The sequence below is a fragment of the Vibrio sp. QJM3NY_27 genome (assembly GCF_057785955.1).
In genome coordinates this window covers 1,255,444-1,278,265 of sequence record NZ_CM173511.1, presented here as the reverse complement: position 1 = coordinate 1,278,265, position 22,822 = coordinate 1,255,444, and the positions used below count along the sequence as shown (strand labels likewise).

Annotated in this window: 21 protein-coding genes; 9 read left to right on the top strand and 12 right to left on the bottom strand. The window is 44.6% G+C overall.

The window, feature by feature from the left end:
- The first annotated feature begins 107 nt into the window (after positions 1 to 107).
- Both AC3CIA_RS05855 and AC3CIA_RS05850 read left to right on the top strand, forming a co-directional pair.
- Positions 108 to 329: a hypothetical protein gene (locus AC3CIA_RS05855; protein ID WP_004734659.1), complete on the top strand. Its 222-nt coding sequence runs from the start codon at positions 108 to 110 to the stop codon at positions 327 to 329.
- 142 nt (positions 330 to 471) lie between these two features.
- On the top strand, positions 472 to 774 hold the full coding sequence (locus tag AC3CIA_RS05850; protein WP_017065764.1) for a thiamine-binding protein: 303 nt from the start codon (positions 472 to 474) through the stop codon (positions 772 to 774).
- 74 nt (positions 775 to 848) lie between these two features.
- Here AC3CIA_RS05850 and AC3CIA_RS05845 read toward each other — a convergent pair whose 3' ends face one another.
- Both AC3CIA_RS05845 and AC3CIA_RS05840 read right to left on the bottom strand, forming a co-directional pair.
- On the bottom strand, positions 849 to 1,016 hold the full coding sequence (locus AC3CIA_RS05845; protein WP_017079018.1) for a hypothetical protein: 168 nt from the start codon (positions 1,014 to 1,016) through the stop codon (positions 849 to 851).
- A 109-nt stretch (positions 1,017 to 1,125) separates the two neighbouring features.
- Positions 1,126 to 1,389, bottom strand: a complete 264-nt coding sequence (locus tag AC3CIA_RS05840) for a DUF1289 domain-containing protein (RefSeq protein WP_017079017.1) — start codon at positions 1,387 to 1,389, stop codon at positions 1,126 to 1,128.
- 187 nt (positions 1,390 to 1,576) lie between these two features.
- On the opposite strand from AC3CIA_RS05840, the gene AC3CIA_RS05835 reads away from it, so the two are divergent.
- The 5 genes from AC3CIA_RS05835 (at position 1,577) to AC3CIA_RS05815 (ending at position 6,514) form a co-directional block, all read left to right on the top strand.
- A complete protein-coding gene (locus AC3CIA_RS05835) occupies positions 1,577 to 2,023 on the top strand; it encodes an META domain-containing protein (RefSeq protein WP_004734625.1) in 447 nt (148 codons plus the stop codon).
- A gap of 395 nt (positions 2,024 to 2,418) precedes the next feature.
- Positions 2,419 to 3,585, top strand: coding sequence for an ABC transporter substrate-binding protein (locus AC3CIA_RS05830; RefSeq protein ID WP_065205520.1), 1,167 nt, complete (start codon positions 2,419 to 2,421; stop codon positions 3,583 to 3,585).
- Positions 3,586 to 3,590: 5 nt separating this feature from the next.
- Positions 3,591 to 5,291, top strand: a complete 1,701-nt coding sequence (locus tag AC3CIA_RS05825; protein ID WP_488518678.1) for an ABC transporter permease — start codon at positions 3,591 to 3,593, stop codon at positions 5,289 to 5,291.
- Positions 5,257 to 5,907 carry an ATP-binding cassette domain-containing protein gene (locus AC3CIA_RS05820; RefSeq protein WP_054541029.1) on the top strand — a complete coding sequence of 217 codons (651 nt, stop codon included), beginning with the start codon at positions 5,257 to 5,259 and terminating at the stop codon, positions 5,905 to 5,907. The genes AC3CIA_RS05825 and AC3CIA_RS05820 overlap by 35 nt, the downstream gene beginning before the upstream one ends.
- The gene (locus AC3CIA_RS05815) at positions 5,897 to 6,514 is read left to right on the top strand and encodes a CDP-alcohol phosphatidyltransferase family protein (protein ID WP_171307766.1); all 618 of its coding nucleotides are present in this window, start codon (positions 5,897 to 5,899) and stop codon (positions 6,512 to 6,514) included. The genes AC3CIA_RS05820 and AC3CIA_RS05815 overlap by 11 nt, the downstream gene beginning before the upstream one ends.
- Positions 6,515 to 6,581: 67 nt before the next feature.
- Here AC3CIA_RS05815 and AC3CIA_RS05810 read toward each other — a convergent pair whose 3' ends face one another.
- The 5 genes from AC3CIA_RS05810 to AC3CIA_RS05790 all read right to left on the bottom strand — a co-directional run bounded on the left by AC3CIA_RS05810 (position 6,582) and on the right by AC3CIA_RS05790 (position 13,149).
- On the bottom strand, positions 6,582 to 7,904 hold the full coding sequence (locus AC3CIA_RS05810) for an IS4 family transposase (RefSeq protein WP_488518169.1): 1,323 nt from the start codon (positions 7,902 to 7,904) through the stop codon (positions 6,582 to 6,584).
- Positions 7,905 to 8,026: 122 nt separating this feature from the next.
- A complete protein-coding gene (locus AC3CIA_RS05805) occupies positions 8,027 to 8,980 on the bottom strand; it encodes a class I SAM-dependent methyltransferase (RefSeq protein WP_065205523.1) in 954 nt (317 codons plus the stop codon).
- Between the two features lie 8 nt (positions 8,981 to 8,988).
- A complete protein-coding gene (locus AC3CIA_RS05800) occupies positions 8,989 to 9,687 on the bottom strand; it encodes a TIGR01621 family pseudouridine synthase (protein ID WP_171307767.1) in 699 nt (232 codons plus the stop codon).
- A gap of 199 nt (positions 9,688 to 9,886) precedes the next feature.
- Positions 9,887 to 11,503, bottom strand: a complete 1,617-nt coding sequence (locus tag AC3CIA_RS05795) for a methyl-accepting chemotaxis protein (RefSeq protein WP_054546635.1) — start codon at positions 11,501 to 11,503, stop codon at positions 9,887 to 9,889.
- Between the two features lie 212 nt (positions 11,504 to 11,715).
- A complete protein-coding gene (locus AC3CIA_RS05790; protein WP_017093179.1) occupies positions 11,716 to 13,149 on the bottom strand; it encodes a sodium-dependent transporter in 1,434 nt (477 codons plus the stop codon).
- A 367-nt stretch (positions 13,150 to 13,516) separates the two neighbouring features.
- Between AC3CIA_RS05790 and cls the strand changes: the two genes are divergently transcribed.
- Together cls and AC3CIA_RS05780 are read left to right on the top strand one after the other, a co-directional pair.
- A complete protein-coding gene (cls, locus tag AC3CIA_RS05785) occupies positions 13,517 to 14,971 on the top strand; it encodes a cardiolipin synthase (protein ID WP_004734615.1) in 1,455 nt (484 codons plus the stop codon).
- A gap of 183 nt (positions 14,972 to 15,154) precedes the next feature.
- Positions 15,155 to 16,339, top strand: a complete 1,185-nt coding sequence (locus AC3CIA_RS05780) for a cystathionine beta-lyase (RefSeq protein ID WP_017094405.1) — start codon at positions 15,155 to 15,157, stop codon at positions 16,337 to 16,339.
- An 86-nt stretch (positions 16,340 to 16,425) separates the two neighbouring features.
- Here the strand turns inward: AC3CIA_RS05780 and AC3CIA_RS05775 are convergent, their stop codons facing one another.
- The 5 genes from AC3CIA_RS05775 to AC3CIA_RS05755 form a co-directional block, all read right to left on the bottom strand.
- Positions 16,426 to 16,896, bottom strand: a complete 471-nt coding sequence (locus AC3CIA_RS05775) for a hypothetical protein (protein WP_054546637.1) — start codon at positions 16,894 to 16,896, stop codon at positions 16,426 to 16,428.
- Positions 16,887 to 17,879, bottom strand: a complete 993-nt coding sequence (locus tag AC3CIA_RS05770) for a winged helix-turn-helix domain-containing protein (RefSeq protein WP_488518677.1) — start codon at positions 17,877 to 17,879, stop codon at positions 16,887 to 16,889. The genes AC3CIA_RS05775 and AC3CIA_RS05770 overlap by 10 nt, the downstream gene beginning before the upstream one ends.
- 109 nt (positions 17,880 to 17,988) lie before the next feature.
- On the bottom strand, positions 17,989 to 18,555 hold the full coding sequence (locus tag AC3CIA_RS05765) for a DNA-3-methyladenine glycosylase I (protein ID WP_054546639.1): 567 nt from the start codon (positions 18,553 to 18,555) through the stop codon (positions 17,989 to 17,991).
- 78 nt (positions 18,556 to 18,633) lie between these two features.
- Entirely contained in the window at positions 18,634 to 21,744 is a 3,111-nt protein-coding gene (locus tag AC3CIA_RS05760) for an efflux RND transporter permease subunit (RefSeq protein WP_054546640.1), read from the bottom strand.
- Positions 21,737 to 22,822 carry an efflux RND transporter periplasmic adaptor subunit gene (locus AC3CIA_RS05755; protein ID WP_488518676.1) on the bottom strand — a complete coding sequence of 362 codons (1,086 nt, stop codon included), beginning with the start codon at positions 22,820 to 22,822 and terminating at the stop codon, positions 21,737 to 21,739. Before AC3CIA_RS05755 ends, AC3CIA_RS05760 begins: the two co-directional genes overlap by 8 nt.

Here is a 22,822-nt window from a genome sequence, read left to right as displayed (position 1 = left end):
TATTGATTCTTGGTTGCTCAAAAAAAATACTTTCTGATCACGTTGACGCCCCTATATCTGGCAACTAGATTTTTCTATTAGTGTCTAAAAACCGGGAGGTCATTGAAATGAAACGTGCAAGCTCTACATATCGATTACAACTGATTAAGGAAGTGGCTACTCGCCGAGATCGTCAGAGTTCCAATGACCCAATGGCAAACTACATACAAAACCTAATCGACAACAAAGACGACTGTGATACCTCGGTGGAACGCAACCAGAGGTTCAGTGGTAGTCATTTTGATGAGCATATTGGTGGTTGGGTTAGCGACCACTGGGGTAGCAAGTAGTCCGATATCTCCAGTCACTCGTGTCATAAATAAAGCAGCGTAACCGTTGTAGAATTTATCTCCGCATTAACCTATCATCTGCAACAAATCCCTATCATTGAGTAAGCAGAAAGTGTCTGAGTTAAAAAGAGAAAAAGAAGTGATGGTTGCCTTCCAAGTGATCCCTCGCGTTAAAGAAGGCAACAACTTCGAAGTAGTTGATAAAGCCATTGAAGTTGTGAAAGCAGCCGATGTGCCTTTTCAAGTTGGTGCGATGGAAACCACAATGAAAGGTGAGCTCAATCAATTACTCGATATCGTTAAAAAGGCAGAGCAAGCTTGTTACGATGCAGGGGCTGTAGAAGTGATAACCAACATTAAGATTCATAGTAAAACCACCGAGGCCGATGATACATTTTGTACATACCATCGTGGTGTAACGAAAGCGAATCACATGTTTGTTTAATAATATGTTTATTTCAGAAAGCTGTTTATTTAAGAAAACAGGGGGTTAAGAAAGACTCTGAAGAACCAGTGATGTTATTGAAAAGGCATGTCTGAAAGGTGAGAAAGGATTTCCATTCGTTCTTCTTCTGACATCGAATGCCAATCACGCGGGCTCTCTTCAGGGTCATTTTTCGCCCCAATGTTTTTTCGATCCAGTGCTTTAACCGGTTCTTTTTTGAGTTTTACGTTCTTTTTATTCATACCGACATCACTCCTTCTGGTACAAAGGTACCTACCTTAATATTACACCCCAACCATTATGTAAAGTAATAGTTACTTCGGAGTTAAATAAAATCTTGATACTTCCTCTTTAACCGAAAAGATCTCTTTGGGGACTTGTATTTCCCTCTTCGTCGACCGACTTACCAACCAAGTTTTTTTGCTTCATTATCTTCCTCCGATAGCGCTGACGACACAGCTTAATCACGTGCAATTGTTCTGACGGAGTCATCGACATCCAATTAAAGCGCTCTTCTCTTTTGCGCATACAACCATTGCAATAGCCTTTATCATCGCTTGAGCAAACCCCAACGCAAGGGCTTGGAACCTGGAAAAACTCTAACTGCTCCACCATGCCTCCTTACACATCAAAATCGAGCTTACTAATTAAAAAATAAGCGATTAACTTGTCGCCTAGCTCGTGAAATTCATACTAAACTATGACCTTATACTGACACATATAGTGTTTTGTAAACTATACTTTGAACCCATCAAGTTACACTTATTCGGTAACTTCGTTCTTTCCTTTGGAGCCTTATAATATGAAGTTTAGTTCAAAAAAATTACTAGCAGTAGCCGCTTTACCTATGATGCTAGCAGCATGCACAACAACAGGTGACAACGCGATGCAAGTAACACCAACCGATCTACAGCACCATAATTGGGAACTTGCGCAAATTGATGGCAAGGACATTGTGAAAAGCGAAGACCAAGCAGCTCCTCGTCTAGAGATCGGCGAAAAGATGACTGCAAACGGCATGGCTGGTTGTAACAACTTCTTCGGTCAAGGCGAGCTGAAAGACGGTCAATTCCGTATCAAGCAAATGGGCATGACAATGAAAATGTGTCACGGCTCTGCGATGGAAATCGAACAGTCGGTTTCTGCTACTCTAAGCGAGTGGAGCGACGTAACCCTAACAAACGATACGCTAGTACTGAAAAACGATGTACACACGCTAACGTACACAATTCGTGATTGGGTAAACTAATCCGTTCTCGAAATAGATATTGATTAAAGGAGCCTTCATGGCTCCTTTTTTATTGCCAGCTAACCCTCACAACACCTTCAAAATTAACACTCATCGCCTACTTTTCGTACCAACCTCCAATAAACCTCAAATATCTCTCATTCAGATGCAATAAATTCACTGGTTTATCGGTCTATTGCTAGGATGGTAAGAGCCTAGAGTCTGTCGAGCTTTCGAGACGATTGCATATCGAACATAGTTTAACCAAAAAAGACCAACACGCCCTCCCTGCTTGTTCTCAAGTAATTGATTGAATTTACTGTTGAATTAGAATTTTTTTCAGAAACAGATAGAATAACTGTAGGGAGTTCTAAATAACAATGCTCTTACCCGTTCACTACCAAATGGAAAAGTTTATGAACAAGATAGTAAGTACGTTAGGAATCATGGCAACCGTTGCATACAGCGCAACCATTTATGCTGATGAAGCAACATCAACCAATAACTGGAACCAAATCGAACAGCAGGCAGAGGGACAGACTGTCTACTTTCACGCTTGGGGCGGTAGCCAAGAAATCAATCGTTACCTACAGTGGGCGGGCAAGAAATTACAAAGTGAGTACGGTGTTACCTTAAAACATGTGAAAGTAACCGATATTGCAGAAACTACCACTCGCTTACTCGCAGAAAAGGCGGCAGGAAAGAACACTGAAGGCAGTGTCGATATCGTCTGGATTAACGGCGAGAATTTCCGTTCAATGAAAGAAAATGCCTTGTTGTTTGGACCATTCACTCAAACACTTCCAAACTGGCAGTACGTGGATAAGTCTTTGCCGATCGATGTCGATTTCTCGGAGCCGACAGAAGGCTTAGAGGCACCTTGGGGCGTTGGGCAACTTGTCTTCATCCACGACCAAGAAACACTGCACAACCCGCCACAATCGTTTTCAGAGATGTTGAGCTACGCTCAGGCTTTCCCGAATCGCTTAAGCTACCCGCGCCCACCAGAGTTTCACGGTACGAGCTTCATTAAGTCTCTACTGATTGAGCTAACAAACAACAGTCCTGCGCTTGCTAAACCCGTTTCAGAAGATACCTTCCAAGAAGTTACGGAACCACTGTGGGCTTACTTAGATAAATTCCATAAAGTGGCATGGAGAGGCGGAAAGCAATTTCCTGCAGGTACATCTGAAAGCATTCAACTTCTGGATGACGGACAGCTCGACCTCGCGATTACGTTCAATCCAAACTCTGTATATTCAGCACAATCAAGTGGCCGACTAGCGGAAACCACCAAGGCTTATGCGTTAGAAAGCGGCGCTCTGTCTAACATTCACTTCCTTGCGATTCCTTGGAATGCCAATGCAACCGCGGGTGCTCAAGTGACCATCAACTTCTTGTTGAGCCCAGAAGCACAATCTCGCAAAGGTGACCTCAATGTCTGGGGGGACCCTTCTGTATTGAGCAGTAAGTACCTAACCGGCAGCGCTAAAAATACTCAGCAATTTAAATCTATTGATGAACCGCATCCTAGTTGGCAAAACGCGCTCGAGAAAGAGTGGCTTAAACGATACGGTAACTAACCTCCATGCTTCGCGCTCTATATTTTGTTGTTATAGCTGTGTGCATTATCCCAACCATTCCTGGGGTAGCGGGAGTCGTAGCTTCGTCACTGAGTTTCATCCCGCCCCTAGGTTTAGATGAGCCAACACTCAACGGCTTTAGCCAAGTCTTTCAATGGGAAGGGGCTTGGCACTCTATTGGCTTAAGCCTAGGTTCAGCGGTCGCCAGCAGCTACATTGCCTGCTTCCTGACCTTTTGTATTCTTCAGGCTTCTTGGGGAAACAAGTTTTGGAGAAAGATTGAGCTAACGCTATCGCCAATGCTTGCCATTCCGCATGTGGCTTTCGCTATCGGCTTTGCTTTTCTGTTTAGCCCAACAGGGCTTGGCGCAAGAGCCGTGCATCACTTACTTGGTGAATCGGCTACAAGCTCTGAATTGGCTTTGCTGATCAAAGATCCTTACGCGTTTGGCCTAATCATTATGCTCGCACTCAAAGAAGTTCCTTTCTTGTTGCTGATGAGCATATCGATACTTCAACAAATCGATGTAGAACGTATCACTAAGGTGAGTGCATCACTCGGTTACAGCCGCGCTCAGATCTGGTGGAAGTGTATTTTCCCGCAATGGTTTACTAAGCTTCGCTTCCCAATACTGGCTGTGCTCGCCTATAGCGTATCGGTTGTCGACATCGCTCTGATCATTGGCCCAACCAACCCACCGACTTTTGCCGTTTTGGTATGGCAATGGTTCAACGACCCAGATCTTAATCTACTACCACGAGCTGCTGCTGGTGCGATCGTTTTGTTTGGCTTGGCTTCGTTGATCATCGCCTTGGCGCGTTTAGTTGAATGGGCAATTCTTAAGTACTTTCGAACTTGGCAATATTCAGGCAGAACAGGGGTTAACTTGCCGGGGAAAACCGTATTCACAGCTCTTGCAGCTTTGTCACTGATGATCATTCCATTGATGATTATCTGGAGTTTTGCGCAGCGCTGGCGCTTCCCTGATTTACTGCCTAGTCGCTACAGCATACGCTTCTGGGAGTTCGAGTGGGATGGCATCATGAGCACCGTTGGTCAAAGCTTATGGATTGGTCTTATTGCTGCTTCAATCGCTTTGTTGCTTGCGCTGGTTGCTCACGAATACAGAATCAAATACAAGTGGCAAGTCCCAGGCTTTATTATCGCTATTCCAATGTTGATACCTCAACTGTCGGTGTTATTCGGTATGCAAATCACCACCCTATACATTGGCAGCAGTGCCTATGAGCTTTGGGTTATTTGGGCGCATGTTTTCTTCGCCTTTCCATTTGTGTACTTGTCTTTGGACGGCCCATGGAAAAGCTTCAACGATGGGCTGATAAAAGCTTCACTGAGCTTGGGTAAATCGCCATTTCAAAGCTGGTATTCGATCAAGCTGCCTATATTACTGCCCGCCATCGCCTTCGCTTGGGCGGTTGGGATCAGTGTGAGTTTGGCTCAGTACTTGCCGACATTGATGCTCGGTGCTGGTCGTATTAGCACCATCACCACAGAAGCCGTTGCCCTAACCAGTGGTTTCGACCGCAGGGTAACCGCAATTTATGCCATTTGGCAGGCCTTGTTGCCTCTGTTCTTTTTCTCTTTAGCGATATTAGTCAGCCGACTTCAACTTAGATATCGCCGTCTTACTTTTAAAGGTTTTCTTACTAATGAGTCTGCACCTCAACGACCTCGCCATCCATAAAAACGGTGGCGAATCGCTGTTTTCAGCGCTAAACGTAACATTAGAATCAGGTCAAATATTGGCGTTGATGGGGCCAAGCGGCTGCGGAAAATCGACGTTGTTAGATGCCATCGCGGGTCACCTGAATGACGAGTTCTCATACTCTGGCACCGTTATTTTGAACGATATTCAACTAGACGACCTCCCATCACATCAGCGTGAAGTTGGTATTCTGTTTCAAGACGACTTGTTGTTTCCACACCTAAAAGTATGGGAGAACTTGGCCTTTTCGTTACCAAACTCGGTTAAGGGTTCAGATCGCCAGCAACAAGCAATGGAAGCATTAAAAGACATTGAACTGACCCGCTTGGCTGAGTCGTTTCCCGACCAAATATCTGGCGGCCAGCGAGCGAGAATTAGCTTAACTCGTATGCTATTGGCGAAACCGAAATTGGCGTTGCTTGATGAGCCGTTTAGTAAGCTCGACCAAGAACTCAGAGCCCAGTTTCGCGACTGGGTATTTGAGCAACTCACTAAAGCGAATATTCCGACATTAATGGTGACGCACGACCAAACCGATGTGCCTCAAGGGGCAAAAGTTCTGTCTTGGCCATGGAGAAGTAACCATGCTGGATAAGTACTCTATTAAGGTCATTAAGTGGCCATTAAATCAATCAGCCAAACTACTTAATAGATTCGGCATCACAGCCAACCAAACCACCCTGTTTGGGTTTCTGGTTGGATGTTTAGCGTTTCCAGCATTGGCATTTCAACAATACGAATGGGCGTTGGGGTTTATTGTATTTAACAGGGTTTGTGACGGGCTTGATGGAGCCTTAGCTCGAATCCAAGGCATTAGTGATGCGGGCGGTTTCCTCGACATCAGCCTCGATTTTCTTTTCTACTCGTTAATCCCTTTTGGCTTTGTTATCGCCAACCCAGAACACAACGCCATTGCCGGTGCATTTTTGATTTTCTCTTTTATCGGCACAGGCAGCAGCTTTTTAGCGTTTGCGGTTATGGCTGGTAAGCGAGGGATTGAAAACCCAGTCTATAAACATAAGTCTCTCTATTACATGTCTGGACTGACCGAAGGCACAGAAACCATCACTTGTTTCATTGCTTTCTGTATTTGGCCTCAACACTTTGCGGTTATCGCCTACACCTTTGGTGCTGCGTGTTGGCTAACTACGTTCATGCGTATTTATTTTGGGTTTCAGACACTCAAGAATCAAAACAACTAGTGTGAATTTCTGCATTCCTCATAAACAAAAACGCCGCTCATATGAGCTAATGCCGTTCGGATAAGCATTACTGCTTGAACCTAAACGGATATTTGGCTGGAACAAAGAGGACTGAACGTGGAAACGTTCGGTCCTTTCTTTTATCTGGAAGAATGAAGTGACTCAGACTTTCTCTCATCCTTTTAAGTTTGACTGGTAGGGTTCCGTCTGGACTTAAAGCTAACCAACGTAACTGAGCATCTATAAGGTTAATTGCAGCAGTAAAGCTTACCCTAGTCGCTCGAACCCCGGCTTCTGAAGCTATCTTAACCATCTCTAATCGCACTAAGTTATAGGCAAGTAATACGCCCCAAAGCTCTTGCTTCACACCGGCAGAAAAACGACTTCGTAAAGTGACGTGACTTTGCAGTTGAGTCTGTTTAATTTCACCATAACCCTCTTCAATCTCCCAGCGTTGCCAATAAACACGCAGCAGGCTTTCTAGCGAGTATTTGCTAGGGTCTGTAAGTGAAGTAATAAAACCTTTTATCTCACCTTTTGGCTCTTGATATAGGACTAATCTGGCTTCCCAACGTGCGGGTAAATTCGGATTCTGCCGTTGAGCTTGAGGAGAGATAGGCATTGAAATGAGCATGTCGTTTTCCGCATATTTCTCCAACACTTCATAGCGTAGTTTACGTTTTGCAGGCATTAACCAGTGAGTATTTTCCGCACTCTCTTGCCACGACAACAAAAGGTCTGCCGAGAAATAACAACGATCAAGTAAGGTCAATGAGTGTGCGGGGATATCATTGAATAGGCGCTTAGCTAAGGTCGTTTCACCGACATGACAACCATCAAAAGCCGCCCCCATAATCATTCGTGTTTCTGTTGACATCAAAGCGACTAAACGAAGTTGAGGGTAAGGTTTCAATTTTTTAGAGATGAACCCAAATTCTTCAGCGTTCTCTGTGGAATCTTGACATCTAAATGTTGTTCCATCCACAGCAAGTACATTAAGTTCTAAGTCTCTGTCTTGTTGAAGGATATCTCCGTGCCAAGCCTTCACCGTTGTGTTAAATAGAGCTGCTAATGGGCTCTCATCTAGACGTCGACGTGAATCAGTTAGGACACTAGGTGCGACACGAGACCAACTATCTTCAGGTTTAGGCTGAAGCGCAATGTCTAATGAACTGCATACCTCTTTGATAGACATGTTGCGTTGCAACCCCATCCAAATAACTAACCAGACAGCTTGCTGCGCGGGAAGTCGGCGTCGTCTTATGCTCGCTTTATTTGTTTCAAGAAGAGCTTGTTCTATCCACTCAATCTGAATAGCGTCGACGACAGATTCATAATTATCGGCATCTTCAATGGTCTCGTGTGCCATTGCTAATTCTTGTTCAAGCATAAAAAATCCCCATCAACATTGTTGATGAGGATTATCTTCTAACTGCAGGATCGTTCAAGTCTTCTTAAACGATCGGCATTAGCTCATATGAGCGGCGTTTTTTAGCTGATTCTGAAATTCAATTAAGCATCGGCAGAGGCTTTAATTTGAAATCTCAATACCTTTAGACTTGAATCAAGATCGACATCGACAAACTCAGGTGGGTTGTCTAAACGTTCGATAAACTCAACACTAGGCGCTTCTTCTGCCATCGTCTCAATTAGGAAGTTTGGCGATACTGCTGGTGAGTTAACACAAGCAATCACTTCTCCGCCTTCTGTTAGAAGATCAGGCAAGCGACGCAAGATCTTTTTGTAATCTTTAGTTAAAGCAAAGCTGCCTTTTTGGAACGAAGGCGGGTCGATGATAACCAACTCGTAAGGGCCACCCTTTTTGATTTTTCCCCACGACTTAAAGATATCGTAGCCAAGGAAGTTAACCGAGCGCATGTCGTGATCATTCAAACGGTGGTTATCACGGCCTTTGTTTAGCGAGCCACGTGACATATCCACGTTCATGCATTGGCGAGCACCACCAGCGATAGCCGCGACTGAGAAACCACAAGTGTATGCGAACAGGTTAAGGACATTCTTATCCTTAGCATTGTCTTGTACCCACTGGCGACCATTACGCATGTCGAGGAACAAACCAAAGTTCTGGTTACGGCCAATGTCTAGTTGGTACTTAAGACCGTGCTCAACCACGATGGGTGAGTCATTAAGTTCACCCCATAAAACCTCTGACGGCGCACCATCGGCATAACGATGTTGCAGAACAATACTGGTGCCCTGCTTTACTTGCCAGATATCTTTATTGGTGAGATCGACCAGTCCTGCTTTAAGAGATGATAAGAACTCGTCATCTACTTCTTTGAATACGTTAACCAATAACTGCCCATCAACCCAATCACATGTTAGTTGATCTAGGCCTGGCCAAAACTTACCGCGACCGTGAAAAATACGGCGTAGTTCATTCGGCACTTCATTAAGTTGCTGTTCAATATGACTAAAAAACAGAGGTAAAGCTGATGCTTCCATTATTTCACTCACTTAGTGTTTAGCTTTGGCCAAGTTAATGACCAAGGTTCAAGCCAGTTGTCTAAACCATTAGACACGATCTCTTGATGCCACTTCTCACCCAAGGAGTTTAGGCTTCTTGGATCGCAGACATATTCGTAGGCTTGTGATTGATAGGTAAATCGAATCGCGAAGGCATGCAGATAACCTCTGTCCGCCTCACGCGATGGATTATAAATAGGGTCACCAACAATGGCTGAGCCGATCGACTTCATCGCAACACGGATCTGGTGAGTTCGCCCCGTATAGGGTTTACATAAAAATAGACGCTCACCGGGTTCAGCCGTTGCAGATAAAAACTGGGTAATCGCTGGGTTTTCTTTGCTTGTCAGTAACTTCCAGCTCGAGCGTCGTGAACGCTCCATATCTCCTGAAATCAGCCCCTGCTTTTTCTTCGGCTTCTTCGAACCAATCGCAAGGTAGTACTTCTCGACTTCACGCTTTGCGAACAGCTGTGAAAGCTCACTTGCTGCCGAAGCATTTTTTGCTAACAGCAGAATACCTGAGGTCATTTTATCGAGGCGGTGAACGAGATATAACTTCGGCTCGTTGATTGCCTTAGCAACTTCTTGCAACAACATGGTATCGCCATCGTCTTTATGGACGCTGACGCCAGGATGTTTGTTTATGAGTAAAAAATCAGAGTGGTTCAGAAGAATGTCGAACATTTAAAGGCTAGCTCCATTGTAGAACGTGGAGTATACCGTGTCTGAATCCAGATTCCAGCTACGAAAAAGCCCAACTCACTCAATAAATAAATAAATAAATAAATAAATATTGAATCATTGGGCTTCTTTTCAGCAAGTAGCGATCAGTGCTTGGTCTTTACTCGATTAGCATTCGGCAAATAGAACAAAGCCACACACACTAAGCAAGTTTGAACTTACCCACCAATGCTTCTAGCTCGGCAACCTTAGCGTTCAAGCCTGAAGTATTTTCAGAGCTGCGAGTCGCCAATTGCAAAGACTGCTCAGAAATATCACTGATCGCCGTAATATCCGCTGCAATTTCTTTGGTCACAGCTGTCTGTTCTTCTGCCGCAGTAGCGATAGAGTTGACCATGCTTTGTACATTGCCAGCACCACTTACAATCGCTTCTAGCGCCGAAACTGCGCCAGAGCTTTGCTCTACACCAATCTCAACTAAACGACAGTTATCTTGAGTGTAAGTCACCGCTTCTTGCGTACCAGATTGAATCGACTGAATGATACCAGACACTTCTTGAGTCGCTTTGGTCGTTCTCTCTGCCAGTGCTCGTACTTCATCTGCAACCACCGCAAAGCCACGTCCAAACTCACCAGCACGTGCCGCTTCAATCGCAGCATTCAGCGCCAGTAGGTTGGTTTGTCCAGCGATGTCTTCGATTACCTTAATAACACTGCCAATCTGTTCGCCATGTGAACCTAGCGTATTCATTTGTACCGACATGTCGCTCATTTGAGTCGACACTTGTTGGATACTTGCCACCATTTCAACAATCACGTTACGGCCATCTTCTGCTGACGTTTCTGAGCGACGCGCTTCTTCATAAGTAGAAGTACCTTGTTGCGCGACTTCAGAAATGGTCAAGCTTAGCTCTTCTGCGGCAGTCGCAATCAGGTTAGCTTTATCAGCTTGTGCAGAGGCACCAGAAACGATGTCTTGACTGATTGATGATAGCTCACCTGTCACCGATTGAACTTGGTTCGTCACAGAAGAAATTGAACCTAATAGGTTGACCAAAGATTTCTGCATCTGGTTAATCGACGTAGCAAGATCGGCCAGTTCATCGCCAGAATTATCAACAATATCTCCAGCGGTAAGGTCGCCATTTGCCACGCGTCGCGCAACTTGTTCAACACGAGTTAGACGGTTAGTAATAGAGCTAGACAATACATACGCAATCACACAACCAAACACAATCGCAATGGCAGACAACACCATGATGGTACGTTCGATGGTGGTAAACGAATCGGTTAATACAAGCAGCGATTGTTCTGTATCGGCACGCTCACTTGCAGACGCTTGGTCCAGTAAGTTTTCAACCGGGATTAGATTGCTCTCATATAAGGAGCGAAGCTGCTGGATATTCGATAACAGAGCAGACTCATCGTTGATCATAGGTACAAGCTTAGATTCAAACTCTTGAGTAAAGCGCCCCATCAGGTCTTCAATTCGCTCAATGCGGCGATGGTCTTCTGAACCTCGACTCTCTAAACGTTTTGCTTCTTTAATAGCCTGAGCAAATTCATTCTTGTTGGTTCGATAATCATTAAGCGCATTATCGGCCTGAGTTATCGCACCAAGTGCATCGCGATAAACATCCCCGGCTTCATCTATCAATACAAGGTAGGTCACCGTTCCCGGTACATCATCCATTCTAATTTCATCAGCGCTCTTGTGAGCTCCAATGACTTCTATCCATACAATACCGACTAACGTGACAAGCACCGCCAATATAGAGCCAAACCCAGCGTACAACTTCTTCCTAACTGACAATTTCACACAACACCTACTTAAATAAAATACAGCTCAATCAGCTATTACTTTTCATTATATCGGCTACCAGACCAATAACTTTAAGTATTTATTTTTCTTTGATAATTAAGTTAGTAGCATAAAAAACGGGAGCCAATGGCTCCCGTTTCTTAACTTACTTTAACTCGCGATTGTAGCTACTAAGAGCTATGGTTTCTAAGAGCTGTAGCTTCTTAGAACTATAACTTCTTAGAGATGACCGCAGAGCCAGCAATAATACCAATACCTAGTAGCATGATTGCACCTTTACCGCTATCGAAGCCAGAAGAGATACCCATGAACGCTACGATAGCGATAGCTACTGGGATGATGTACTTAACAAGTGTGTACCATAGGCCGAATAGTGGGAAAGATACTTCACCGTCGTTAGTGATTTCTTTCTCTAGGTCAGCACGGTTTAGTCTCCAACCAGCGAAGATACATACCAACATACCGCCAACTGCTAGGAAGATTTTATCCGTTAGTAAGTCGAAGATATCGAATGCACCAGTACCAAACAGTGTTGGACCGAAGCCGCCAAGTGATAAAGAAGCGAAGATACATAGAATCGCCATTACTACACTTGCAGACAGTACTGCAGTCACACGCTTCATGCCTTTCTCATCGATTAGGTAAGAAACCACAACTTCAAGTAGAGATACTGAAGAAGTCAGTGCCGCAACACTTAGACCAACGAAGAACATTAGAGCAAATAGCAGTCCAACTACGCCGCCCATTTCAGCGAATAGCTGAGGAACAACAACGAATACTAGACCAGGACCCGCGGCAGGCTCCATGCCGAATGCGAACATTGCAGGGAACATAGCTACACCAGCTAGGATAGCAACGCCTGTATCCATCGCCGTAACCATAGCTGTAGTTTGAACTAGGTTCTCTTTCTTCTTAAGGTAAGAACCGTAAGTCAACATACAACCCATACCAAGAGATAGTGAGAAGAATGCTTGACCTAGTGCAGCTAGAATTACACCGCTGTCTACTTTAGAGAAATCAGGGCTGAATAGGAATTCAAGACCAGCCATCGCGCCCGGAAGCATTAGGCCTTTGATTGATACCACGATAAGGATGATGAAAAGAAGTGGCATCAGAATCTTACCCGCTTTCTCAATACCACCAGAAATACCCTTCATAACGATGACGACGTTAAGTAGTAGGTATAGGCCCATCCACATAAGTGGTTGAACTGGGTTTGAGATAAAGCCACCGAAGCTGTCACCAATTGCTTCAGGTGCGTCTAGTAGACCACCAGCAATTTTACCGATGTATGCGATAGACCAGCCACCTACTACAGGGTAGAAACCCATGATAAGTAGGCCACTGACTACGCCGATAACACCAGCGAACGTCCAACGACGGTCAGTCGATTTAAATGCACCTACCGCTGATTTTTGCGTATGACGGCCAATCGCAAATTCAGTCAGCATGACACTGAAACCGATGAAAATTACAAAAAACAGGTAAATTGCAACGAATGCACCGCCGCCACTTTCGCCTGCTGTGTAAGGGAATTTCCAAATGTTACCTAGACCAACAGCAGAACCTGCTGCAGCCATTACGAATCCTAACTTCGAACCCCAGGTATCGCGGGGTGTTGTGGTTGTATTACTAGTAGCCACGTGTACTCCAAACTTTTGTGTTGTGTGATGTTGTGTTTTGCTTTGGGTGGCGTCTTTAAAAGATAAGGTGTATAAAAAAATTTACACACTTAAAAGATTTGATTGACGCTCGTTGTATGGCAAGTAAACCAGTTTAAGAATAAAATTGGAAGTCCGAACCGTACATATTTCGTTACCAATGTAAATTTTTATGGTTAAATGCCGTCTTTTTATACAAAACAATCGTTTTCGTCTTAAGTTAACCAAAACTTAACAACTATAACCTGTTTACAGCTTTTGCTCTATTTTGTAAATAGTTGATTCCTTAAATTCCCATATCCTCAAAATAGCATTACTATCTAAGTGTCTCTTTTTTCGAGTATTCAATGTGGAAAAGCTCTACCATTTTTTAACTTTAGCTTCCGTTGCTTTGTACTGGGTTCTCGTCGCCGGTGTGACCTTTCGTGTCGTACTAAAACGACGCTCTGTCAGCGTTTCTCTCGCGTGGTTGATGGTTATCTATATTATCCCGATTGTTGGCGTGGCCTGTTACTTCCTTTTCGGCGAGCTAAACCTAGGTAGAAAGCGGGCTGAGCGCGCACATCGCATGTTTACTCCGTTCGGTGATTGGTTCCGCCAATTAAATGATTGTCAGGTTCACCTTCCAGGTAAAGTTGGCTCCCCAATCCACAAGATTGATGAGCTTTGTAATAATCGAATGGGTATTCCTGCACTTAGTGGAAACACACTTTCACTGCAAGCTTCACCCAATGAGATCCTGCACGCAATTATCGAAGATATAGAAAACGCACAAACCAGTATCAAAATGGTTTTCTACATTTGGCATCCTGGTGGCCTAACCGACTCCGTAGCCTCAGCACTGATTCGAGCGGCCAAACGTGGCGTCGATGTTAAGGTTTTACTCGATTCAGCAGGTAGTCCACGCTTTTTCAAAAGCCATTGGCGTTCAATGATGAAAGACGCTGGTGTACAAGTTGTTCAAGCATTAGAAGTAAGCCCATGGCGTATTTTCTTACGTCGCCTAGATCTAAGACAACACCGTAAGATCATCGTGATTGATGAATCCATCGCCTATACCGGTTCAATGAACATGGTGGATCCGGCGCATTTCAAGCAGAGTTCAGGCGTTGGTCAATGGATCGACGTAATGGTTCGAGTCACTGGGCCAACCGTTAACGTGCTTTCGGCCATTCATGGTTGGGATTGGGAAGTAGAAACAGGCGAGCGCATTCTTCCTGATTTACCTGAATGCCCGATTGAAGAAATAATGACGCACCATCCGGTTCAGGTCGTTCCGTCTGGTCCTGGTATGCCGGAATATTTGATCCTACAAGTTCTGACTATTGCCATCAATCAAGCCAATCGTTCTGTGCGCATCACTACGCCTTATTTTGTACCGAGTGCCGACTTGTTAGAAACGCTGAAAATGACAGCGCAAAGGGGCGTAAACGTCGAACTGATCATTCCACACAACAACGATTCATTGATGGTTAAATGGGCTTCTCGCGCTTTCTATACAGAGTTACTTGAAGCTGGCGTTAAGATTTACGAGTTTTACGGTGGCCTTCTTCACACCAAATCGGTAGTGATTGATGAAGAGTTTTGCTTAATCGGAACGGTCAATATCGACATGCGTAGCCTTTGGCTAAACTTCGAAGTGACGCTAGCCGTTGATGACGTCCACTTCACCAAGCAACTGTTTGATTTGCAGCAATCCTATATTGAATCATCTCATCCAGTGGAATTGGAGCAATGGGAGCAGAGAAATTTACGTAACCGCTTCTTCGAACGATTGTTCTATTTGTTCAATCCACTGCTGTAATCCAATCAATGGACCCACTGCGACTCATATCTCTCTGCTTATCAGATTTTTGACCTTTCACGATAAACGACGTGAAAGGTTAAAAAGCGAAAGAAAAGCATAAAAACTCCCCCTCTGCTCTTGCTTTGAATGCTATTGGCATGTTTTAAATAGGACATAACCGATTGATAAGGAATTCACAGCATGTCCGAGAACAAAACCACTAAACTGATCACTGCAGGTCGTGATAAGAAGTGGACCAATGGTGTCGTTAACCCACCAGTACAGCGCGCTTCTACTGTCGTGTTCAACTCAGTAGAAGAAAAGCGTAAAGCTACGATTAATCGCGCTAATAAAACGCTTTTTTACGGACGCCGTGGAACCAACACTCACTTCGCTTTCCAAGATGCCATGGTTGAAGTCGAGGGCGGCGCAGGCTGTGCACTTTACCCTTGTGGTACTGCGGCCATTTCAAATGCCATTCTTTCTTTTGTAGAAACAGGCGATCATATTCTGATGGTCGACACCTGCTACGAACCGACGCGTGATTTCTGTGACACCATCATGAAGAAGATGGGTGTAGAGACGACCTACTACGAGCCAACGATCGGTGAAGGCATCCAAGACCTTATTAAGCCAAACACTAAGGTGCTGTTTACCGAATCTCCTGGGTCAGTCACCATGGAAGTGCAAGACATTCCAACGCTAGCGCGTATTGCTCATGAACACGACATCATCGTGATGCTCGATAACACATGGGCTGCTGGTGTGAACTTCTCACCGTTTGATTTTGGCGTTGATATCTCGATTCAAGCTGCGACCAAATACATTGTTGGTCACTCTGATGTGATGTTAGGTACGGCTGTTGCCAACGAGAAGTGTTGGGATCAACTAAGAGAACAGAGCTATTTGATGGGGCAATGTGTATCACCAGATGACGCTTACCTTGCCCTTCGTGGTATCCGTACTCTTGACGTTCGACTACGCCAACATGCAGAGAGCAGCTTGAAAGTCGCAAAATGGTTGGAGACTCGACCTGAGGTTGATCATGTTCGTCACCCTGCCCTTGAGTCTTGCCCAGGCCATGAATTCTTCAAACGAGATTTCACTGGTGGTAATGGCTTGTTCTCTTTCGTGCTGAAGAACTCGAATACAAAAGCAACCACAGCGCTGCTTGATGGTATGACGCACTTCAGTATGGGTTACTCATGGGGTGGCTTTGAAAGCTTAATTCTAGCGAACGAACCGAACAGCTTTGATAGCCTAAGAACAGTAGCGAACCCTAACTTCGCTGGAACCTTGGTACGTGTTCATATCGGCTTAGAAGACGTTGACGATCTGATTGCGGACCTAGAGGCAGGATTGGAGCGTTACAACGCGCTCGTTTAATTTAAAGCGTTAGCAGACTCAGACCAAAAAGGCAGGATATTCCTGCCTTTTTTAGGTTAGCGCATTAGACACATCGCTTTAAAAAGCTACTGAACGTCAAAGCACGCCCAATTGAAAATTTCAGAGCGGTGTTCATTGAACAAGTACAAAGACTGATCCTTAACTGCAATAGCGTAATCAATCGTCACCCCTTTATACTCACTATATTCATTGTTAATAATTGGATCATGGAAAGGGGTCGCCGTTCTCACATCTATAATGCTCATCGACAAATTATTCCCATCAAGCTCATAGTGCCCGAAATACAGATTTTCCATAGTACTCTCCTTACCGTCTTGCTCTGTAATCGTCACAAACTCTCTCATGCTAAAGGTATGGTCAGATTGAAAAGTAAGGCTTATACGCTCATAAAGCGATTGATATGGTTGGAATGCCTGAGATAAAAAATCAGTTTTAATCGTTTTACAATGCCATCGAGTGCCCGCTAATACGTTCTGTTCTGGCAAAAAACTTGCCGCAGCAATTACCATCAAAATGAGTAAACCAATTAGTCGCAAAAGTAACTCCTCTTCTTCATATACTGAGCAAAGGAATCAAAAGACGACTCTACATTGAAAACCGAAGCACTATAATTCAGAACCTCACCATCTTTCCTTTGAATCAACATGTATAACGCGTCATCTTCGGGTTGGTCGACTGATGGGTAAATGCGGACAAATACATCAACGTTACAGTGGCTCGGTATCACCGCTGTAAGCTTTTGAGTAACCGCAGGCAACGAATAGGAGTCATTATGAGCAATATGGAAGAAGTAGTGGTTGGTATTGTCGGTGTAACTGTCACGATATTCCGCTTTATCAATAAAATAAGGCAGAGGCGTATAGTAGGCTTGGAAAAGGTTAAATGCCGTTACTGCGACACAAACCAAAGCGAGCAAATAACCGGCGTTAGCTAGGTGTCTATTAGACACGACATTTGCCTGTTCTTGCTTAACTGCACTCTGGTCTAGATGTGAGTCATTAGGTAGCTCGGAAGAAACAACTTTCGCAGAATCTGCATCAATCAAGACTTCATTTATTGTTAACGGGTCTTGGGTTATTTCTTGGGACATTTCTTGGGACAAAGGTACGTTTTGCTTCAACGTAGAATCGGCAAGCGAGACACCGAGTTCGTAGACTTCTTTACTCGCTTGAGAAGGCACCTCTTCAGTTACTGTGGACCGGCTCAACTCGTCGATTTCAAGAGAATACCCCGTCTTACTAACGGTACGAATCGTCGCGCAACCACAAGTTACCCTAGACAGTGTTTTTCGAATCTTTGAGATAACGTTAGTCAGCGCTTGCTCTGAAACAATTACATTGCCCCAACACCTATCAAATATCAGACCTCGCTCGATGCACTCGCCAGCATTTTCAAGCAAGAATAGAAACACCTTACCTTCTAACGGCGCAATAGTTTCTACGTGGCCATCTTCACGCACAAACTGCCTAAGCAAGGGATCATAACTAGCATCACATATTTGGTAGATTTGTTGTTTCACTATCGTCTTCTAGGTTTGAATTCGGTCGCATATGATATTGAATAGTTTACAAATGACCAGTAAATTTTCCAATTCTCACGCAATTATTTCGCGACGAGAAATAACGCTTTTATTTGTGTGGACAACCTTCTAGATGATCATTAACCATACCTGTCGCTTGCATAAACGCGTAACAGATTGTTTCCCCTACAAACTTAAAGCCTCTCTTCTTCAAAAACTTACTCATAGCTTTAGATTGCTCGGTAGAAGCGGGAACTTGAGACATCTCAGTCCAGTTGTTCTCTATCACCTTGTTATCGACAAATTGCCATAAAGCATTTGATAAAGAGCCAAACTCTTTCTGGAGTTCAAGCGTTGCTCGAGCATTACCGTATACAGAGGCGATCTTGCCCTTATGCTTAACCACGTCGAAGGTTTCAATGATATGAGGCACGTTGTCTTCGTTCATCGCTGCAAGCTTGTTGAGATCATAGTTATCAAACGCAGCACGATAGCCTTCGCGCTTTTTAAGGATCGTAATCCAACTCAGACCCGCCTGAGCGCCTTCTAAAGTAATGAACTCAAACAGAACTTGGTCATCATAAACAGGCACGCCCCACTCTGCATCGTGGTACTCCCTTTCTAGCTCATGTTTAAGCGCCCATGCACACGTTCTATCTTCAGTGTTTTTTTCCATGTTATTACTACCTATTTTAAATCACTCAGAAATGATAATGCCCCTAAACAGGGGCATTAATTCAAAGACTCTCTCGTCTTACGAGACTTGAATTTTATGGAATAGACGATACAGCACTGGGACAACAATAAGAGTCAGTACCGTTGCAAAGCCTAAACCAAACATGATGGTTACCGCCATCGGCTTGAAGAAGATATCAGGCAGTAACGGGATCATACCTAGAATCGTTGTAATCGCTGCCATACATACTGGGCGAACACGACTCAATGCTGCATCAACTACCGCAACATAAGGGTCTTTACCTGATTTCATTTCAATCTCAATTTGATCAAGTAATACGATACCGTTCTTAAGTAGCATCCCGGATAAACTCAAGAAGCCTAGCAATGCCATAAAGCCAAATGGTGTATTCAAGGCTAACAAGCCTGTCGTTACCCCGATTAGCGCTAATGGAACCGTTAGCCAAACAATCAGCGGCTCTTTGACCGAGTTGAACAAGAACACGGTAATCAAGAACATGAACAGGTAACCCATCGGCATAGTGGTAAACAGTGACGCTTGTGCATCAGCAGATGACTCATATTCACCGCCCCACTCAAGTGAATAACCCGGTGGCATCTCAATCGCTTCTATTTGTGGCTGTAAGCGTTTCTGTAACGTCGAAGCCGTTTCTTCACCCAATAGGTCGTTGTCGGCCATTACCGTCAGCATGCGCTTACGGTTCTTACGGATGATAAGTGGATCTTCCCATTCCAATTCGTAGCCAAGCGTCACTTGCTGCAACGGAATGTATTCACTTAATGCCGGGCTCCAAATCTTCATACCTTCGATGTTGCGAATATCAATTCGCTCATCTTCAGGTAAACGAGCCACAATAGGCATCAGCGTAGTACCATCACGATACACACCAATCGACTTACCAGAGAAAGACATCGCTAGGAAATCATCAACGTCAGACTTGGTAATACCATAACGACGCGCTTGGCTTTCATTGAACTGAGGCTCTAAGACCTTAGTTCTTTCACGCCAATCATGACGAACGTTAAACGCTCCGTCATCGGCACGCATGATGTCCATAACTTGAGCTGCGATTGAACGTAGCACGGTTGGATCTGAACCGACGATTCGAGCCTCAATTTTCGCACCGCCACCAGGACCTAATTCAATTTGCTTAAGTTTGTAATCAATTTCTGGGAACTGACTGTCAACGTGTTCACGGAAGCGACGCATCAGCCCCTCAAGCACCTGATAATCTTTCACACGAACCGTGATTTCGCCATACGCGCTATAACTCTTCTCGGGTGAGTAGGTCAACATGAAACGCTGCAGACCTTTACCGGCCGTGGTCGTGATATGTTCAACTTCACTTTGTTCCGACAACCAACTCTCAAGCACTCTCAACTTGGTATTAGTTGCTCGAATATCCGTACCTTCCGGCATCCAAACATCCACTTGGAACATCGGAGTAGTTGAAGATGGGAAGAATGCTTGTTTCACAAAGCCAAAACCGTACACACTCGCACCTAAACCAATCACCAGAACGATCATGGTTAGCCACGCGCGTTTCATACAGAACTCAAGGAAGTTTTTATAGATAACAAAAACCATCCCGTTGTATGGGTCTTTACCTTCGTTATCGGGATCAACTTTCTGTCCTCTGAAGAAGATATCGGCAAAAAACGGCGTGATCGAGATGGCGGTAAACCAACTCAGCATCAGTGAAATCAATAGCACCGTAAACAAGGTGCCACAGTATTCGCCCGTTGAATCTTCAGACAAACCTATTGGAGCAAACGCGGTGACCGCAATCACCGTTGCGCCAAGCAGTGGCCATTTGGTTTGGGTCACGATATCAGTGGCGGCCTGCATCCGGGTTCGCCCCTTCTGCGTGCCGATCAATATCCCCTCCACCACCACAATGGCATTATCCACCAGCATCCCTAAGGCAATAACCAACGCGCCCAGTGAAATACGTTGAAGATCGATTTTGAAGTACTGCATGAAAATAAAGGTGCCGAATACGGTCAATAGCAGTATCAAACCAATCAACAGACCCGATCGTACTCCCATGAAGAACAGTAACACCACGATTACGATCGCAACCGCCTGTCCTAAACTCACTACAAATCCGCTTACCGACTTGTTCACCTCTTTAGGTTGGTTATAAACCTCGGAGATGTCGATACCGACGGGTTGTTGATATTTAAGCTCGGCGAGTCTTCGATCAAAGTCTTCACCCACTGCGACCACGTTCACGCCTTGCGCAAAAGAGACACCCAGGTTAAGCGCGAGTTCGCCGTTATAACCAATGATGTTACTCGGTACCTCAACGTAACCACGAGTTACATTCGCCACATCTTTTAGATAGATAAGCCCTTGAGCACCACCTTCCGTAAGAATCAAATCACCAAGCTGTTCAACGTTTTGGAACTCACCCGTTGGATGGATTCGAATATATTCATCACCAATCCTTACCGCTCCTGCACTGGATACAATATTTTGAGTCGATAAAAGGTTAAATACCGTGCTTGGAGACAGACCCAGAGAGCTTATCCGTTTCATCGATATCTCAATGAACACTTGCTCTTGTTGTTGGCCTGAAACGGAGACTTTACTGACCCCATCAACCAACTCTAGCTCTCGCCTTAGGTAATCAATGTAATCCAGCAACTCTTTGTAGCTATAGCCATCCCCCGTCACCGCTAGCAAAATACCGTAAACGTCACCGAAGTCATCGATGACTTGAGGATCATTGACGCCGGGTGGCAGTTCAACCTTGAGATCATTCACTTTTCGGCGAAGTTCATCCCATATTTGCGGAAGATCATCTGGGCCGTAGTTGTTCTTCATCGTCACCGTTACCTGTGATAGGCCGCGGCTAGAGATAGAGTTCACTTCGTCCACATAGGTAAGTTGCTGAATCGCTTTTTCTAGTGGGTAAGTAACTTCTTCTTCGACTTGTTGAGGTGTGGCCCCTGGGTAAGAGGTCACAACCATCGCATCTTTGATGGTAAAGGCAGGATCTTCTAAACGACCCAAGCCGAAAAAGGCAGAGACACCACCAATAAGAAAGATCAGAGATAGCATCCAGCTAATGACTTTGTTACGTATAAAGTAAGAAGCAACACCTGTGATCTGATCATCACCTTGTTGATCGTCATTTTGGGGCTTGTTATTTACTTCACTCATTGTTCGTCTCCTGAGACAATACTTCCACTGTCATCCCATCTCGCAATCGCGATATGCCTGCAACAACGACATGCTGCCCCATTTCCAATCCTTTCATGACCTGCAATGTTTTCTGATTTGCTTTTCCTAATACGACTTGCTGTTTCGAGACGGTACTGTTGTCATTAAGCACCCATACATAAGAGTTCTGACGCGTTAAATCATCGCCATCCGCATTAAACACAGCTTCGATTGGGATAAGTACCCCAGCTTTTAACTCCAAGCCGATATCTCGCCCATTTGACGTCACCTCAACGGCCATACCATCCAGAATCAAATCATCTTCCGGCATAGGTAGAGCAAGCGTAACCGTGAACGTGCCCGTGCTTGGGTCAGGTTCAGTGGTGAACTCCTTAATACCTGCAGAGTATTCATTACCACTTGGCACTCTAACCAGAGCCTCAACGTTCGATAACAGTTGTTCACTCGGTTGGTTGACGTAGATTTGGTCAGGCAGCTGAATAACAACCTCAACATCTTCGACACTGTGGATATTTACCACTTGTTGGCCTACCTGAATATTTTCATATTGATCGACACTGACACGAGAAATGATCCCATCAACAGGGGCACGAAGCTTAGTGAACGACAAGCGCAGTTTTGCGAGTTCCAGCTCGGCATAAGCGATCTGGCGTTGAGCAGCAATTTCATCAAACTGTGACTTCGCCAATAAACCTTTCTTCACTAGCGGACTTGAACGTCTGTATTGGCTGTTAATTACCGTGTAACGTGCCTGAGCATTGTCGACATCCAGTTGATAATCGGTCGGGTCAAGCTCTGCAATGATGTCTCCTTGTGAAACACGCTCACCTTCTTTCACATCAAGCTTATTGATTTCACCAGCGACTCGAAAGCTGAGATGAGCCTTCTCGGCAGCGTTTGCAACCGCAGGGAAATAGAGTTTGTCGCTAAAGTCGATGACTGAAATCTCGATAGCTTTAACCAAGGGTGTGTTATTCACTTCTACAACTTGTTTATCTTCACAAGCCGTAAGTAAAGCCAAACACGACAGTCCAGCGGCCACTTTAAGTATTTTCAT

Coding starts and splice junctions, on each gene's coding strand:
- AC3CIA_RS05855 (WP_004734659.1), top strand. CDS start 108: ATGAAACGTGCAAGCTCTACATATCGATTACAACTGATTAAGGAAGTG.
- AC3CIA_RS05850 (WP_017065764.1), top strand. CDS start 472: ATGGTTGCCTTCCAAGTGATCCCTCGCGTTAAAGAAGGCAACAACTTC.
- AC3CIA_RS05845 (WP_017079018.1), bottom strand. CDS start 1,016: ATGAATAAAAAGAACGTAAAACTCAAAAAAGAACCGGTTAAAGCACTG.
- AC3CIA_RS05840 (WP_017079017.1), bottom strand. CDS start 1,389: ATGGTGGAGCAGTTAGAGTTTTTCCAGGTTCCAAGCCCTTGCGTTGGG.
- AC3CIA_RS05835 (WP_004734625.1), top strand. CDS start 1,577: ATGAAGTTTAGTTCAAAAAAATTACTAGCAGTAGCCGCTTTACCTATG.
- AC3CIA_RS05830 (WP_065205520.1), top strand. CDS start 2,419: ATGAACAAGATAGTAAGTACGTTAGGAATCATGGCAACCGTTGCATAC.
- AC3CIA_RS05825 (WP_488518678.1), top strand. CDS start 3,591: ATGCTTCGCGCTCTATATTTTGTTGTTATAGCTGTGTGCATTATCCCA.
- AC3CIA_RS05820 (WP_054541029.1), top strand. CDS start 5,257: ATGAGTCTGCACCTCAACGACCTCGCCATCCATAAAAACGGTGGCGAA.
- AC3CIA_RS05815 (WP_171307766.1), top strand. CDS start 5,897: ATGCTGGATAAGTACTCTATTAAGGTCATTAAGTGGCCATTAAATCAA.
- AC3CIA_RS05810 (WP_488518169.1), bottom strand. CDS start 7,904: ATGCTTGAACAAGAATTAGCAATGGCACACGAGACCATTGAAGATGCC.
- AC3CIA_RS05805 (WP_065205523.1), bottom strand. CDS start 8,980: ATGGAAGCATCAGCTTTACCTCTGTTTTTTAGTCATATTGAACAGCAA.
- AC3CIA_RS05800 (WP_171307767.1), bottom strand. CDS start 9,687: ATGTTCGACATTCTTCTGAACCACTCTGATTTTTTACTCATAAACAAA.
- AC3CIA_RS05780 (WP_017094405.1), top strand. CDS start 15,155: ATGTCCGAGAACAAAACCACTAAACTGATCACTGCAGGTCGTGATAAG.
- AC3CIA_RS05765 (WP_054546639.1), bottom strand. CDS start 18,555: ATGGAAAAAAACACTGAAGATAGAACGTGTGCATGGGCGCTTAAACAT.
- AC3CIA_RS05760 (WP_054546640.1), bottom strand. CDS start 21,744: ATGAGTGAAGTAAATAACAAGCCCCAAAATGACGATCAACAAGGTGAT.
- AC3CIA_RS05755 (WP_488518676.1), bottom strand. CDS start 22,822: ATGAAAATACTTAAAGTGGCCGCTGGACTGTCGTGTTTGGCTTTACTT.